This is a genomic window from Thiohalorhabdus sp. (genome assembly GCF_046545655.1).
Lineage (GTDB): Bacteria > Pseudomonadota > Gammaproteobacteria > Thiohalorhabdales > Thiohalorhabdaceae > Thiohalorhabdus.
On the sequence record NZ_JBKGZG010000052.1, the window covers coordinates 1 to 14,753 of the forward strand.

The following is a 14,753-nucleotide window of genomic DNA, read 5'->3' on the forward strand; positions in this document are numbered from 1 at the left end:
AGCGAGGAGAAGGAGGCCAGCGAGGAGAAGGAGGCCAGCGAGGAGAAGGAGGCCAGCGAGGAGAAGGAGGCCACCGCTCCCGAGCCCGAGGAAAAGGACGTCGCCAACGGCGTGCTGCGGGCGGTTCCTGACGAGGACGAGGGCACCTACACGGTGGGCGAGGGGGACACCCTCTGGGACATCGCCGCCGCCGAGGCCATCTACGATGACGCCTTCGCCTGGCCCCTGATCTACAAGCACAACAGTGACAAGATTGAGGACGCCGACCTTATCTACCCCGATCAGGAATTCCAGATCCAGTGGGAGGTGGGATCCACGGCCTACGACGCGGCGGTCCGCCACGCCAAGACCCGTGGCGAATGGAGCCTCGGTCGGACCGAGCGCTCCGACCTGGAGTACCTGGAAGCCAACTAGCTTCCAGCGGAGCCGGGAAGAGCAGCGGCGGCCCGCGGGCCGCCGTTTTTTTGCGCTGTCGCCGCGGCTCCCCTGGGGGCATGGACGTCCCTCCGCTTTTGGGCGAGGATGCCGGGGAGTCCCCAACCCGAACCTCGGCCCTTGCCCATGGCCCCACCCGCCCATCGGACTTCGACCCCGGCATACAGCCCCCGGCGGGTAGCGACCCTCTGGAGCTGGCTCGCCGCTGTACTTTTCATCCTGCCCCACCCCGCCGCGGCCCAGGATGTGCCCCCCGTCAAGGTGCAGCGCGCGGAGAAGGCCCCCATCGTGGAGGAGGTGCGCGTCACCGGCACGGTGACCTCACCCCGGGTGGCACAGGTTTCCACCTCGGTGGGCGGCCTGGTCAAGGAGATGCACGTGGACAGCGGCCACCGGGTGGAGGCGGGGGCGCCTCTGCTGGAGCTGGACCGGGAGCTGGAGGCCCTGGAGCTGCGCCAGGAGCGGGCCGCGGTGGAGGAGGTCCGGGAGGAGCTCGCCGACGCCCGCCGGCGCCTCTCCGAGGCGGAGCGCCTGGCCCGCGATCAGAACCTCCCGGAATCCGAGCTGCGCGCCCGGGAGGCGGAGGTGCGGGTGGCCGCCGCAACCCTGGAGCGCCTGCAGGCCCGCGCCGACCATCAGGCGGCGCGGTTGGAGCGCCACCGGGTGGAAGCCCCCTTCACCGGCGTGGTGGCCCGCAAGCGGACCGCCGCGGGTGAATGGGTAGAGCCCGGCACCCCCGTGGTGGAGCTGGTAGCCGTGGAGGAGCTGCGCCTGGACTTCCAGGCCCCCCAATCCCATTACCCCCGCATCGACGAGGGGACCCCCGTGCGGGTCCACCTGGAGACGGCCGGCGACGACCCGCTGGAGGGCGAGGTGGGGGCCACCATCCCGGTGAGCGACCCGGAGGCACGCACCTTCACGGTGCGGGTCCACGTGGACCGCGACGCGGCCCCCCTCACCCCCGGCATGTCCGCCAGCGCCACCCTTCTGCTGGAAACCGGCCGGGAGGGTATTGTGGTGCCGCGCGACGCCTTGCTGCGACACCCCGACGGCCGGGAAACCGTGTGGGTGGCCCGGGAGGAGGGCGACAAGCTCACGGTGCAGGAGCAACAAGTGGAGACCGGCCTCACCTTCGACGGACAGGTGGAGATCCCCTCCGGCATTGGGGATGGCGACCGGGTTGTCACCCGGGGCAACGAGTCCCTGGAGGAGGGCCAGGAGGTGCGCCCGGTCGATGGCGGTTAGCGCACCCCAGCGGACGGCGAAGGGGGCCGGCCCATGTTCAAAGGGCTGATCCAGCACGGCATCCTCACCACGGTGGTGGTACTGATCATCACCGTCCTCGGCATCGTCGCTGCCCTGCGCATTCCCGTGCAGATGATCCCGGACCTGGAGGTGCGCACCGTCACCGTCCAGACCGACTGGCCCGGAGCCACCCCCCAGGACATCGAAAACGAGATCCTCATCGAGCAGGAGGAATACCTCCGCAACCTCCCCAACCTGCACCGCATGGTTTCCCGGGCCTCCAGCGGCGAGGCGGAGATCGAGCTGGAGTTCCCCTACGGCGTGGACATGAACGAGACCCTGATCCGGGTCAACAACGCCCTCAGCCAGGTCCCCTCCTACCCCGAGAACGTCGACCAACCGCGCATCTACGCCGCCTCCTTCTCCCAGAACTCGTTCATGTACCTGCGCGTCGCGCCCCTGGAGGGCAACCCGCGCGACCTGGACATGAACATGATGCGCGACTTCATTGAGGACAACGTGCGCACGCGCATGGAGAGCGTCCAGGGGGTGTCGCAGGTGGACGTGGGCGGGGGCGCCGAGCGCCAGATCCAGATCCGCCTGGACGCCGACCGGCTGGCGGAGCGCAACCTCTCCGTGGCCGAGGTCCGCGAGGCCATCCGGGACCGCAACCAGGACGTCTCGGGCGGCGACGTGGAGTCGGGCAAGCGCCGCTACCTGCTGCGCACCATCGGCCGCTTCGAGGATCTGGAAGACCTGCGCGACATGGTACTGGAGCGCCGCGGCGACGCCGTGATCCGCCTCGGTGAGGTGGCGGAGGTGGAAATGGGCCACTTCGAGCTGCGCGAGCACTCCTACGTCAACGGCGAGCCGGTGATCCGGCTGTCCGTGAACCGCGAGACCGGCTCCAACGTCCTCGACATCAAGCAGGCCCTGCTGCCCGAGATCGACGCCATCAACCGCGAGGTGCTCGAGCCTGCGGGCATGGAGATGACGCTCACCACCGACGACGTGCGCTACGTCACCGCGTCGCTGGCCAACGTCTGGAAGAACCTGGCACTGGGCGCGGCCTTCGCCACCCTGGTAATGTTCCTGTTCCTGCGCTCCGGCCGCGCCACCGCCATCGGCGTCATGGGCATCCCCATCTGCACCATCGCCGCCTTCCTGGGGCTGCTGCTCACCGGGCGCACCATCAATGTGGTCTCCCTGGCCGGGGTGGCCTTCGCCATCGGCATGACCCTGGACAACAGCATCGTGGTGCTGGAGAGCATCGAGCTGGAGCGGCGCAAGGGCAAGGGCCGTTTCGCCGCCGCGGTGGCGGGCGTGCAGAGGGTGTGGCCGGCGGTGCTGGCCTCCACCATGACCACGGTGCTGGTGTTCCTGCCCATCCTGTTCATCCAGGAGGAGGCCGGGCAGCTCTACTCGGACGTGGCCATCGCCATCGCCGCCTCCATCCTGGCCTCCATGCTGGTGGCCATCACCGTGCTGCCCACGGCGAGCGCCCGGCTGGCCTTCGGCGGCCGGGGCGGAAGCACCGGCCAAGGCCTGCGGGAGCGCACCCTCCGGGGGGTGGCCGCCTTCACCGCCGCGCCCTGGCGGCGAGTGGCCACCATGGCGGTGGCGGTGGCGGTGGGCTTCGGCATCTGGTACTGGCTGACGCCGCCCGCCGAGTACCTTCCCGAAGGCGAGGAGGCCAAGACCTTCGCGGCCATGAACGCCCCGCCCGGCTACAACCTGGAGGCCATGGAGGAGATCGGCGAGGAGCTGCACGCCACCTTCCTGCCCCACCTCGACGCCGATCCCGCGACCTTCGAGCGCGGCGAGGCGGAGATCCCGGCGCTGGCCTACTTCATCCTGTTCGTCCGGCCCCAGGAAATCTCCGTCATCACCGAGACCAAGGACCCGGACCACATCTTCGCCCTGATGGACGTCCTCCAGGAGAAATACGCGCAGTATCCCGGCATGCGCGCCTTCGCCTCCCGCGGCTCCATCATCACCAGCAACGAGGGCGGCACGCGCAGCATCAACCTCGACATCTCCGGCGCGGAACTGGCGCCCATCTACGAGGCCGCCCTGGCCGCCTACCGGCGCGCCGAAGAGGTCTTCGACGACCCGCGCATCCAGGCCAATCCCGCCACCCTGTCGCTGTCCCAGCCCCTGGTGGAGGTCCGCCCCGACTGGGACCGCGCCAGCGAGCTGGGCATGACCGCCGGGGACCTGGGGTTCACCGTAGCGGCATTAACCGACGGCGCCTTCGTGGACGAGTTCTTCCTCGCCGACGACAAGATCGACATCTTCCTCTACAGCGGCGCCGGCCAGGAGGCCCCAGTGGACGGCCTCGACCAGCTGCCCGTTTACACCCCCCAGGGCACGGTCCTGCCCCTCGCCGCCATGGCGGAGGTACGCGAGACCGTGGACACCAGCAACGTGCGCCGCGTGGACGGCCGGCGCACCGTGAGCCTGAATATCATCCCTCCCCGCGACGTGGCCCTGGAGACGGGGGTGGAGCGGGTCCGCGAGGAGGTGATCGGCCACTTGCGCCGGCAGGGGGAGATCCCCGGCAGCGTCTCCGTGGACATCACCGGCGCCAGCGACCAGCTGCGGGAGACCCGCGAGGCCCTGTCCACCAACTACCTGGTGGCCGGGGCCCTCATCTACCTGCTCATGGTGGCCATCTTCCGGCACTGGGGGTATCCGCTTCTGATCATGACCGCCATCCCCCTGGGCGTCTCCGGCGGCATCCTGGGGCTTCGGCTGCTCAACTGGGCCGGCGCCGCCCTGCCCCTCGTGGGGCTCAACGCCGTGCATCAGCCCTTCGACATGATCGCCATGCTCGGCTTCCTGATCCTCATGGGCACCGTGGTCAACAACCCCATCCTCATCGTCCACCGCGCCGTGGAGAATGCCCGCGAGGCCGGCATGGCCGCGCGCGAGGCGGTGATGGAGGCGGTGGAGTCGCGCCTGCGCCCCATCGCCATGTCCACCATCACCACCATCTGCGGTCTGGCACCGCTGGTGCTCCTGCCCGGGGAGGGCACCGAGCTCTATCGAGGCGTGGGCGCCATCGTGCTGTTCGGCATCCTGGGGGCGGCCATCGTCTCCCTCACCTTCCTTCCCGCCCTGACCATGACCGTGCTGGGCTGGCGCGCCCGCCTTTCCGGCGCGGACGGCGGGCGTCCGGAGGCCCCCTCCTGATCCCGGGCGGGCGCCGCCGAACGGGGGGTCAGGCTCCCCCGATGCGGGCCAGGGTCTGGCGGAGGCTGTCCGCGGTGGGGGGCTTCACCAGGTAGTCGTCGAAGACCTCGGCGGGCTGGTCGGGGAACTGGGAGGGAGGGTAGCCCGAGAGGGCCACCAAGGGCGTGGCGCCCAGCTGCTCGCGGAGCCGCCGGGCCACCTCGAAGCCGGAGTGGTCGGGCAGCCCGATGTCGATCAGCGCCAGGTCGGGCCGCACGGTGGACGCCATCTCGAAGGCCTGCTCCCCGGAGCCGGCGTGCCGCCATTCGTAGCCCAGGACCTCCAGCAGGAAGCCCAGCGAGGAGGCCACATCCGGGTTGTCCTCCACCAGCAGGACCACCCCCGACCCTTCCGGGGACCCGCCGGCCCCTTGCCCGGACGTCTCCCCCGAAAGGCCCGCGGCGGGGAGGCGCACCCGGAATTCGCTCCCCTGCCCCGATCCGGGACTGGAGGCCTCGACCTTCCCGCCGTGGAGCTCCACCAGGCTCCGTACCAGGGACAGCCCCAGGCCCAGCCCCTGGCAGGCGTGCTGGTCGGGCTGGCCCCGCTCGAAGAGCTCGAACAGGTGCGGGAGCCGATCCGGGGGAATCCCCTGCCCCGTGTCCCGCACCACCACCTCCGCTTGGCCGTTCCTTGCCGATACGTTCAGCCGCACCGTTCCCCCCTCCGGCGTGTACTTTACGGCGTTGTCCAACAAGTTGCCCAGCACCTGTACCAGCCGGGCCGAGTCCCCCCGCACCCCCACGAGCTGGTCGGGGATTTCCGTTTCCAGCCGCTGCCCCTTCCGCTCCGCCGCTGCGGCCACCGACTCCACGGTCTGCTGGGCCGCATCGCGCAGGTCCAGCTCTTCGTCCCGCAGGCTGATCCGTCCCGTCTTGACCCGGTTCAGGTCCAGAAGATCCTCGGTAATCCGCGCCAGATGGGCGCCCTGGCGGGAGATGGTGGCCGCGGCCTCCCGGAGCCGCGGCGGGTCCACCCGTTCGCTGCGCTCCTCCAGGTAGCGCGCCGTGGTGACGATGGGGGTCAGGGGGTTGCGCAGCTCGTGGCCGAGAGTCGCGAGGAACACGTCCCGGCGGCGGTCCGCCTCGGCCAGGGCGGCCTGGGCCTCGCGGCGCTGGGTGATGTCCTCGATGATGCCGATGACGCGCTTCGGGCGGCCCTCCCGGTCGGGCACCACCGTGTCCGTGGCCTGGACCCAGACCGTGCCGCCGTCCCCGCGCCGGTAGCGTTTCTCCAGGGTGGCCGCCGGCACCTCGCCCGAACGGAGCCTCTCCAGGGCCGACTCCGTCTCCGGTCGGTCCTCGGGATGGGTCAGCTCCACCACGGAAATCCCCTGCTCCACCAGCCCGGCCGCCCCGTAGCCTACGATCGTTGCGAAGGCGGGATTCACCTCCCGGAGCCGGCCGTCGATGTCCATGGTGGCGATGCCCACCCCGGCGTGGCGGAAGGTCTCGCGAAAGCGGATCTCGCTCTGGCGCAGGCGCTCCTCGGTGTCGGCCCGCTGGAGGCTGGCCGCCAGCACATGGGCCACCGCCTGCAGGAAGTGCACATCGTGGCGGCTGAAGGTATGGGGGCCCCTGGTAAAGGCCGCGAGGACCCCACAGGGCCCTTCCGGTCCCTCGATCACCACGGTCATGCCGCTGACCGCGCCGTGCTCGTCGAGCAGCTCCGAAGGGGTGAAGCGCATCTCGGCGGCCAAGTCCTCCTCGATCACCGGCCGCTCGGTAAGCATGGTGTAGCCGCCGGGAGAGCCGTAGCCATCGGGCTCCGTGGCGCTGCCCACACGCCCTTCCCGCCACCCGGTGCCGCTTTTCAGGAGAAGGATCCCCTCCTCCGGACGCCATTCCAGGACCTTGGTGAGATCGGCCCCGAGCAGTTCCCCCAGCATGGCCGTGGCCCGATCGAAGAGCCCCTGAAGGGAAGTCCGGCGGAGCCCCGCCTCCCCCAGCTCGGCCACGGCCTCCTGCTGGCGCAGGCGGGTCCGCAGCTCGGCTGTGGAGGGGTCCTCTGGGGAGCCGGGAGAAGCATCCGACGGAGCCCCCTCACTGGAAGATTCGCTCGTGGTCATGGCGGGACCCTTTGGCCGGAGTGGAAATCGGCCCCCTTCCGGGCAGGGGGAGGCCCAAACGCCCATTAGATGGGCCAAAACCCGTGAGATCAACAGGAAGCGCGATTCCCAGCATGCAGGGGCCGGCAATCCGATCGCCCCCGGGAGGGCGGCCCGGGGTCAGCCCTCCCGGGCTTCCACCTGCCGGGCCCGCGGGATGCGGGCAGGATCCCAGGTTTCCCGTGCCCAGGCCCAGAAGGTGGGCAGGTCCAGGCGCTGCGCTTCCGGGGGCCGGGGCTGGCCGAGGAAGGAGTACGCCGCCACCAGCCAGGGCACCGGGTCGTCCTCCGGCAGGGCGGGGGCGCGGGTGGCCTTGGAGAGCTTGAGCCCTCCGGGGGTGGCGGCGACGGGAAAGTGGGCGTATTCGGGGGTGGGCAGCCCCAGGCCGCGCTGCAGGTGGATCTGCCGGGGCGTGGAACCCAGGAGGTCCGCCCCCCGCACCACGTGGGTGACGCCCTGCTCCGCGTCGTCCACCACCACCGCCAGCTGATAGGCGAACAGGCCGTCGGCGCGCCGCACCACGAAGTCCCCCACCTCCCGTTCCAGATCCTGCTCGAAGGACCCCTGGACGGCGTCCGCGAACCCCACGGTCCCGTTTCCGGCACGCACCCGCACCGCGCGGGGCGCCTTGCCGGGCGGCAGGCCTTCGCGACAGGTACCGGGGTAGACGGCACCGAGTCCCTCGGCCCGGGCGGCCTCCCGGATCTCCCTTCGGGTGCAGCCGCAGTCGAAGGCCAGCCCCGCCCGCCGCAGCTCCGCCAGGGCGTCCTGGTAGGCCTCGGAGCGGGTGCTCTGGTAAAGTACCGGCCCGTCCCATTCGAGGCCGTAAGTCGCCAGCGTGCGCAGGATTTTTTCCGCCGCCCCGGGCACCTCCCGGGGAGGATCCAGGTCCTCCATGCGCACCAGCCAGCGCCCGCCCGCCGCCCGGGCCGACAGGTAGCTGGCCAGGGCCGCGATCAGGGAACCGAAGTGCAGGGGACCGGTCGGGGACGGCGCGAAACGGCCGACGTATCCGTGCTCCATAATCCCAATGATGCCCCCGCCCCCCCTCCGCCTCAAGCGGGCCGAGGGCTGCGGTCGGGAGCACGGAAGGCGCGGAGACCTCCCGCGCCCCGCGAACGCTCGGGGGACGACTCCGTGCGAAACAAAAATACAAAAGCCTGACCCGAACGCGATGGCCCCTTTCCCCCACGAGGAGTCGCGAATGGCCGTATTCTCCATGGAAGCCCTCCTGAAGCTCATGGTGCAGAACCAGGGCAGCGACCTGTTCCTGAGCGTGGGCGCCCCGCCCGCCATGAAGATCGACGGCGAGATGCGCCGGTTCAAGGCCGAGAACCTGTCCCCCGAGGACACGGACCAGCTCGCCCGCGAGATCCTGGAAACCGAGCAGGCCTGGGAGGAGTTCCGCACCAAGGGCGGCGCCAACCTCGCCCTGTCTTACGACCACATCGGGCGCTTCCGGGCCAACGTCTTCCGCCAGCGCCACAGCGTCGGCATGGTGATCCGGCGCATCAACACCGAGGTCCCCACCTTCGAGGAGCTCAACCTCCCCGAGGCCCTCAAGGACATCGCCTCCTACAGCCGCGGCCTGGTGTTCGTAATCGGGGCCACCGGCTCCGGCAAGTCCACCACCCTGGCCTCCATGATCGACTACCGGAACCGCAACCACGCCGGCCACATCCTCACCCTCGAGGACCCCATCGAGTTCGTCCACGACCACAAGCAGTCCCTGGTGAACCAGCGCGAGATCGGCATGGACGCCGAGGACTGGGAGTCGGCCCTGAACGACGCCCTGCGGCAGGCCCCGGACGTGGTGCTGGTGGGCGAGATCCGCAACCGGGAATCCATGGAGCACGCCCTGCACCTGGCGGACACCGGCCACCTGACCCTGGCCACCCTGCACTCCACCAACGCCGCCCAGACCCTGGACCGCATCCGCAACATGTTCCCCGAGGACCGCCACGACCAGATCCTCCAGGACCTGTCCCTCAACCTGCGCGCCATCGTCGGCCAACGCCTGGCCCGGCGGCCGGAGGGCGGCCGCGCCGGCGTGGTGGAGATCTTCGTGAACACGCCCCGCGCCGCCGACTTCATCATCAACGAGCAGTTCGGCGCCCTGAAGGACGTCATGGAGGAGGACCAGCAGTTCGGCATGCAGAGCTTCGACGAGGCGGCCATCGCCCTCTACAAAGAGGGCAAGATCGACGCCGAGGAGGCCATGCGCCAGGGGGATTCCGCCAACAACGTGCGCATCGCCATCAAGAACCACGAGCGCGAGCGGCAGGGCGGCGCGGCGGATGCGGAGGAAGCCGGCCCCGAGATCCCCGACTTCGAGATCCAGGAGGAGGACCCGGATGCCGAGGGGTGATAGGCCCTATCCGGAGCGGCTCCCAGCGGTTCTCCCCTATGGACCTTCTACGACCAGAGGGGGTATGCCCAAGTAATGGACCCTGGCATCACAAGAGGAGGCCGCCATGGGACGCACCCACTGGACCCGCTTTAGCGCGTTCGCCCTTGCGCTCGTCCTCGCACTGGCCGGCTGCAACACCATGGAGGGAGCGGGCGAGGACGTCGAAGAGGCCGGCGAGGCCACCCAGGACGCGGCCGATTGAGGGCCCTGCCGGCTAGCGGCGCACCCACCGCCTGAGCAGGGCCTTTTCCCCCTCCACGAGCAGGAACAGGGCCACGCCGAAGGCCAGAATGCGGGCCCAATCCTGCCCGCCGATGGGAGCCGTCCCGAAGAGGTGCTGGAACGGCGGGGCGTAGGTGAAAAGCCCCTGCAGCACCACCAGCACCGCCACGGCCACCAGCACGGCCCGTCCCCCCTGCAGCCCCCGTCGCGTCAGGACCGGCTCCAGGAGGAAGCGGCTGTTGAAGAGGTAGAACACCTGGCCCATCACCAGGGTGTTGATGGCCACGGTGCGCTCCACCTCCTTGCCCACTCCGTGGAGCTCCATCCACAGGAAGTGGCCGAAGGTCCCCGCCACCAGCAGCACGGACACGAACCCCACCCGCCAGATCAAAAAGCCCGAAAGCAGGGGCGCGGAGGGCGGGCGCGGACGGCGCTGCATGACCCCCGGCTCGGTGGGCTCGAAGGCCAGGGCCAGCGCCAGGGTCACCGCCGTGACCATGTTGATCCACAGGGCCTGCACGGGCGTCACCGGCAGGGTGACGCCGAGCAGGATCGCCGTGACGATGGTGAAGGCCTGGCCGCCGTTGGTGGGCAGCAGGAAAAGGATGGCCTTCTGCAGGTTGTCGTAGACGGTGCGGCCCTCCTCCACCGCGGAGGCGATGGAGGCGAAGTTGTCGTCGGCCAGCACCATCTCCGCGGCCTCCTTGGAGGCCTCCGTGCCCTTCACCCCCATGGCCACCCCGATGTCCGCCCGCTTGAGCGCCGGGGAATCGTTGACCCCGTCACCCGTCATGGCCACCACCTCGCCGTTGGCCTGGAGGGCCTGCACCAGGCGCAGCTTGTGGCCCGGGGAGGCGCGCGAGAACACGTCCACCTTCCGGACCATCGCCCGTAGCTGCTCGTCGTCGCTCGCCTCGATCTGGTGCCCGGCCACCGCGTCCCGGTCGTTGAGCCCCAGCCGCGCGGCGATGGCCCGCGCCGTGGCGGCGTGATCGCCGGTGATCATCTTCACCCGGATGCCCGCCCCCCGACAGGCGGCCACCGCCTGGATGGCCTCGTCCCGGGGCGGATCGATGATGCCCACCACCGCCAGCAGGATGAGCCCCCCGGCGTCCACGTCGGCGAACTTCAGCTCGCTCTTGCCCGAGGGAGCCATCCCCACCGCCAAGGCGAGCAGCCGTTGGCCCCGGCCGGCCATCTCCTCCATGCGCTCGTGCCAGCGCGCCGCGTCCAGGGGCCGGTCACCGCGGGCGGCACGCTCCCGCTCGCACAGCTCCAGGATCCGCTCCGGGGCCCCCTTGACGAAGGTGTAGCCATGGCCCTCGTGGTCGTGGTGGAGGGTGGCCATGAACCTGTGGGCGGAGTCGAAGGGGATCACGTCGTCCCGGGGAAAGCGCTCGTTGGCCTGCCGCTGGTCCATGCCCGCCTTCAGGGCCACGGTGACCAGGGCGGTCTCCGTGGGGTCGCCCTCGGGCATCCAGCCGTCCTCCGCCTCATGCAGCCAGGCGTCGTTGCACAGCAGCCCCGCCCGCAGGGCCTCCAGAAGCACGGGGTCTTCGTAGGGGTCGACGTCCCGGCCGTCCCTCCGGAACCGGCCGTGGGGGGCGTAGCCCACCCCGCCCACCTCCACCGCTTCCTCCGCCGTGAGCAGGGTCCGCACCGTCATCTCGTTGCGGGTGAGGGTGCCGGTCTTGTCGGAGCAGATGGTGGTGACCGCGCCCAGGGTCTCCACCGCCGGCAGGCGGCGGATGATGGCGTTGCGCTGCGCCATGCGCTGCACGCCGATGGCCAGGGTGATGGTCATGATGGCCGGCAGGCCCTCGGGGATGGCCGCCACCGCCAGGCTCACGGCGGCCATGAACATGTCGGGCAGGGAGTACCCCCACACCACCAGGCCGAAGACGAAGGTAAAAACCGCGAGGAGCAGGATGGCCCCGGACAGATGCCGGGCGAAGCGGTCCACCTGCCGGAGCAGCGGTGTCTGCACGCTCTCCACCTGGCCCACCATGCGCGAGATGCGGCCGATCTGGGTGCGTACCCCGGTGGCCACCACCACCCCGCGACCCTGCCCGGCGGCAACCAGCGTCCCCGAATAGGCCATGCAGGTGCGGTCGGCCAGATCCGCCTCCGGGGCCACGGGGTTCGTGCCCTTCTCCACGGGCTCGGACTCCCCGGTGAGCACCGCCTCGTCCACGCGCAGGTTGTGGGCCCGGATCAGCCGCAGATCGGCGGGCACCCGGTCCCCAGCGCCCAGGAGCACCGCGTCTCCCGGTACCACCTCCTCGGCGGACACGGTCTGCTGCCGACCGTCCCGCAGCACCTGGGCCCGTGGACTGAGCATGCCCCGGATGGCGTCCAGGGCCCGCTCCGCCTTGCCCTCCTGGAGGAAGCCGATGACGGCGTTGACCAGGACCACACCCAGGATCACGCCGGTGTCCACCCACTTTCCCAGGAAGGCGGTTCCCACTGCGGCAACGATCAGGATGTGGATGAACAGGTTGTGGAACTGGCGGAGGAAGCGCACCACGGGTCCGGCGCTTTCCTGTCGAGGAAGGCGGTTGGGGCCGTGCTCCTGCAGGCGGGATCGGGCGGTTCCAGAATCGAGGCCTTCGGGGGAAGTCTCCAGATCGCGGAGGACATCCTCCACCGGCCGGGCGTGCCAGGCGTTCTCGCCGTTCGCCAAGGTTCTTCCCTCCGCCTGCTGCCATGCGTGTCCGTGCGGTCGCCCGCCAGCCGGCTCCTCCAGGCGGGCATCCCTTTATAGCACCGGCCGTGATGCCCTTGGGAGGGCCGGGACAACCGGACTTGTCTGGATTTGCCGAGGGGACACCCGTACCCTGTTCCGATCCCCGGCGGGCTGGCCGGGGACCGGAACGGAGGGATCCCAATGCACCGGCCATCGGCCTGGAAACGGCCCGCCGCCGCCCTGTTGGCCGGGCTGCTCCTGCCCGATCCCGCGGCGGCCCTGGACTGCTCCGGGGAGCACACGACTCCGGCGGCGGTGAAGGGGATGGACGGGGAGCCCCTTCCCCCGGGGGAAACGGTGACTGTGCGCGGCCGCATCGGAGGCGCCTTCCTCGGCGGGGACCGGCTCGACGGCTTCTTCCTCCAGGCCCGCACGGACGGGCGGCCCGCCGGGGTGTTCGTCTACACCCCGGAGCCCGAGCCCGGCTGGACGGAGATCCTGCGGCCGGATCGTCGGGTGGCGGTGCGCGCCCGCACCGACCGCTACCGCGGCCGCATCCAGCTCCACCGCGTGGAGGCGGTGGCCGACTGCGGCCGGGCCCCCGTGGAGCCCGCCGCCCTCGATTGGCCGCCGGACGTCCCGCTGGAGGCGCTGGCCGGGGTCCGGGTACGGCTGACCCGCCCCCTCACCGTCACCGGCCACCACGAGCTGGGCCGCTACGGCAGCCTGCACTTGGCTAGCGAGCGGCTCTTCCACCCTAACTCCGCGCCCCCTGGCGATCCCGAGGCCCCCGTGCTCGTCCTGGACGACGGATCCTATTCCCGCGATCCCCGCCCCATTCCCCACCTCGATCCCGAGGGGAGCCGGCGGGTGGGCGACCGGGTGACGGCCCTCACCGGCGTCCTAACCCGCGCCTTCGACGCCTGGCGCCTGCACCCCACCCAGGCCCCCGACTTCGAGGCCGCCAACCCCCGCCCGGAGGCCCCGGAATCCCCGGGGGAGACGGAGCGCCGGGTGGGGCTCGTCAACCTCGGCAACTACTTCCTTACCCCAGGGGAGCGGGGCGCCGACACCATCGCCGAGCGCGAGGACCAGGAAACGGCCCTGGGCCGGCTGGTGGCGGGGATCGACGCCGATGTTCTGGCGGTGGTGGAGCTGGAGAACCGCGCCGGGGCCCCGGCGGACCTTGCGGAACGCGTGGCCGGAGCAGGGTTCCGCGCGGTGGAGGGGCCGGAACGGCTGGGCGAGGACGCCATCCGCAATGCCCTCCTCTACCGCCCCGATCGGGTCCGCCCGGTGGGCACCCCGCGGGTGGCCCGTCACGAGGCCTTCGTACGCCCGCCCCTGGCCCAGCGCTTCCGCAGCGAGGAGGGCCACGCCTTCACGGTGGTGGTCGCCCACTTCAAGAGCAAGGGGGGATGCCCCGAGGCGGGGGACGTGGACCGGGGCGAGGGCTGCTGGAGCGAGCGCCGCCTCCGGGAGGCCCGGGCCCTGGCCGCGTGGGCCGCCGACCTTCCCAGGCCCGTGCTCCTGGCCGGAGACCTCAACGCCTACGCCCGGGAGGCCCCCATCCGCCACCTGCGCCGGGCCGGCTTCCGGGACCTCCTGCGCGCCGCTCTCCCCGCCCGCGACCGCTATACCTACGTCTACCGCGGCCGCAGCGGCTACCTGGACCACCTGCTCCTGCGCGGCGGGCCGGAGGCGGAGGCCGGCCGCTGGCCGGTCAACGCCGACGAGCCGCAAAAGGTACCGGAACCCGACTCGGTCTGGCGGGCCACGGACCACGACCCCGTCTGGGTGGACCTGCCCGCCTCGGCCCCTTGAGGCCCCGGCTAGCCAGGGCAGGCCCCTCGAGCCCGCGCCCGGCGGCCGGGCCTAGTTGCCGGCCTCGGTGTTCGCGTGCAAAGGCTTGGTGTCCTCGAACCGCCGCTTCTGCTCCTCCGTGGCCTCCCGCTGGTACCGCTCCTTCCACTCCCCGTAGGGCATGCCGTAGATGACCTCGCGGGCTTGGTCGTAGTCCAGGTCCACATCCCGCGCCTGGGCCTCGGCCAGGTACCACTTGGCCAGGCAGTTGCGGCAGAAGCCGGCCAGGTTCATGAGATCGATGTTCTGGACGTCCGTGCGCTCCTGCAGGTGCTTCACCAGCCCCCGGAACGCCGCGGCCTCCACCTCCACACGTGTCTGCTCGTCCATGACAGCCTCCCGTAAAGACGCATTCGGATCCGTTCGGACCTCTTCCGGCCCCCCACCAGGCCCCATTATCCCGCATGGCTCGGCGTTCCGCCCAGGGGCGGCACGCCCCGGACCGGCCCCGGCCGGAGCCCGTTGCAGCGACTCCGGACAGAGAGCCGAATCCGTTTGTTTTACAGATCCTCCGGCGCAACTTGGCAAAATTGACCTTTGCTGCCGACAAA

Annotated in this window: 10 protein-coding genes; 6 read left to right on the forward strand and 4 right to left on the reverse strand. The window is 70.9% G+C overall.

Features of this window, described 5'->3' with window-relative positions; genetic code table 11:
* The 3 genes from ACLFRB_RS10535 to ACLFRB_RS10545 all read left to right on the forward strand — a co-directional run.
* Positions 1 to 414: LysM peptidoglycan-binding domain-containing protein (locus tag ACLFRB_RS10535; RefSeq protein WP_411068969.1), on the forward strand; the 414-nt coding region annotated here is incomplete at its 5' end.
* A gap of 147 nt (positions 415 to 561) precedes the next feature.
* Positions 562 to 1,680 carry an efflux RND transporter periplasmic adaptor subunit gene (locus ACLFRB_RS10540; RefSeq protein WP_411068970.1) on the forward strand — a complete coding sequence of 373 codons (1,119 nt, stop codon included), beginning with the start codon at positions 562 to 564 and terminating at the stop codon, positions 1,678 to 1,680.
* 33 nt (positions 1,681 to 1,713) lie between these two features.
* Positions 1,714 to 4,875 (forward strand): efflux RND transporter permease subunit, encoded by a 3,162-nt coding sequence (locus tag ACLFRB_RS10545; RefSeq protein WP_411068971.1) that lies wholly within the window; start codon positions 1,714 to 1,716, stop codon positions 4,873 to 4,875.
* 28 nt (positions 4,876 to 4,903) lie between these two features.
* Here ACLFRB_RS10545 and ACLFRB_RS10550 read toward each other — a convergent pair whose 3' ends face one another.
* Positions 4,904 to 6,982, reverse strand: coding sequence for an ATP-binding protein (locus ACLFRB_RS10550; protein WP_411068972.1), 2,079 nt, complete (start codon positions 6,980 to 6,982; stop codon positions 4,904 to 4,906).
* A 159-nt stretch (positions 6,983 to 7,141) separates the two neighbouring features.
* Entirely contained in the window at positions 7,142 to 8,044 is a 903-nt protein-coding gene (gluQRS, locus tag ACLFRB_RS10555; protein ID WP_411068973.1) for a tRNA glutamyl-Q(34) synthetase GluQRS, read from the reverse strand.
* A gap of 181 nt (positions 8,045 to 8,225) precedes the next feature.
* On the opposite strand from gluQRS, the gene ACLFRB_RS10560 reads away from it, so the two are divergent.
* Both ACLFRB_RS10560 and ACLFRB_RS10565 read left to right on the forward strand, forming a co-directional pair.
* Positions 8,226 to 9,389: a PilT/PilU family type 4a pilus ATPase gene (locus ACLFRB_RS10560; RefSeq protein WP_411068974.1), complete on the forward strand. Its 1,164-nt coding sequence runs from the start codon at positions 8,226 to 8,228 to the stop codon at positions 9,387 to 9,389.
* Between the two features lie 106 nt (positions 9,390 to 9,495).
* A complete protein-coding gene (locus tag ACLFRB_RS10565; RefSeq protein ID WP_411068975.1) occupies positions 9,496 to 9,633 on the forward strand; it encodes an entericidin A/B family lipoprotein in 138 nt (45 codons plus the stop codon).
* A gap of 12 nt (positions 9,634 to 9,645) precedes the next feature.
* Here the strand turns inward: ACLFRB_RS10565 and ACLFRB_RS10570 are convergent, their stop codons facing one another.
* Positions 9,646 to 12,336, reverse strand: coding sequence for a cation-transporting P-type ATPase (locus tag ACLFRB_RS10570; RefSeq protein WP_411068976.1), 2,691 nt, complete (start codon positions 12,334 to 12,336; stop codon positions 9,646 to 9,648).
* Between the two features lie 204 nt (positions 12,337 to 12,540).
* On the opposite strand from ACLFRB_RS10570, the gene ACLFRB_RS10575 reads away from it, so the two are divergent.
* Complete coding sequence (locus ACLFRB_RS10575; RefSeq protein WP_411068977.1) at positions 12,541 to 14,163, forward strand: ExeM/NucH family extracellular endonuclease; 1,623 nt, start codon at positions 12,541 to 12,543, stop codon at positions 14,161 to 14,163.
* A 51-nt stretch (positions 14,164 to 14,214) separates the two neighbouring features.
* Here ACLFRB_RS10575 and ACLFRB_RS10580 read toward each other — a convergent pair whose 3' ends face one another.
* Positions 14,215 to 14,532 (reverse strand): DUF1244 domain-containing protein, encoded by a 318-nt coding sequence (locus ACLFRB_RS10580; protein WP_411068978.1) that lies wholly within the window; start codon positions 14,530 to 14,532, stop codon positions 14,215 to 14,217.
* Positions 14,533 to 14,753 lie beyond the last annotated feature (221 nt).

Excerpts from the sequence above, each read along its gene's own strand:
- ACLFRB_RS10545 (WP_411068971.1), top strand. The coding sequence starts at position 1,714 with ATGTTCAAAGGGCTGATCCAGCACGGCATCCTCACCACGGTGGTGGTA.
- ACLFRB_RS10560 (WP_411068974.1), top strand. The coding sequence starts at position 8,226 with ATGGCCGTATTCTCCATGGAAGCCCTCCTGAAGCTCATGGTGCAGAAC.
- ACLFRB_RS10575 (WP_411068977.1), top strand. The coding sequence starts at position 12,541 with ATGCACCGGCCATCGGCCTGGAAACGGCCCGCCGCCGCCCTGTTGGCC.
- gluQRS (WP_411068973.1), bottom strand. The coding sequence starts at position 8,044 with ATGGAGCACGGATACGTCGGCCGTTTCGCGCCGTCCCCGACCGGTCCC.
- ACLFRB_RS10550 (WP_411068972.1), bottom strand. The coding sequence starts at position 6,982 with ATGACCACGAGCGAATCTTCCAGTGAGGGGGCTCCGTCGGATGCTTCT.
- ACLFRB_RS10565 (WP_411068975.1), top strand. The coding sequence starts at position 9,496 with ATGGGACGCACCCACTGGACCCGCTTTAGCGCGTTCGCCCTTGCGCTC.
- ACLFRB_RS10580 (WP_411068978.1), bottom strand. The coding sequence starts at position 14,532 with ATGGACGAGCAGACACGTGTGGAGGTGGAGGCCGCGGCGTTCCGGGGG.
- ACLFRB_RS10540 (WP_411068970.1), top strand. The coding sequence starts at position 562 with ATGGCCCCACCCGCCCATCGGACTTCGACCCCGGCATACAGCCCCCGG.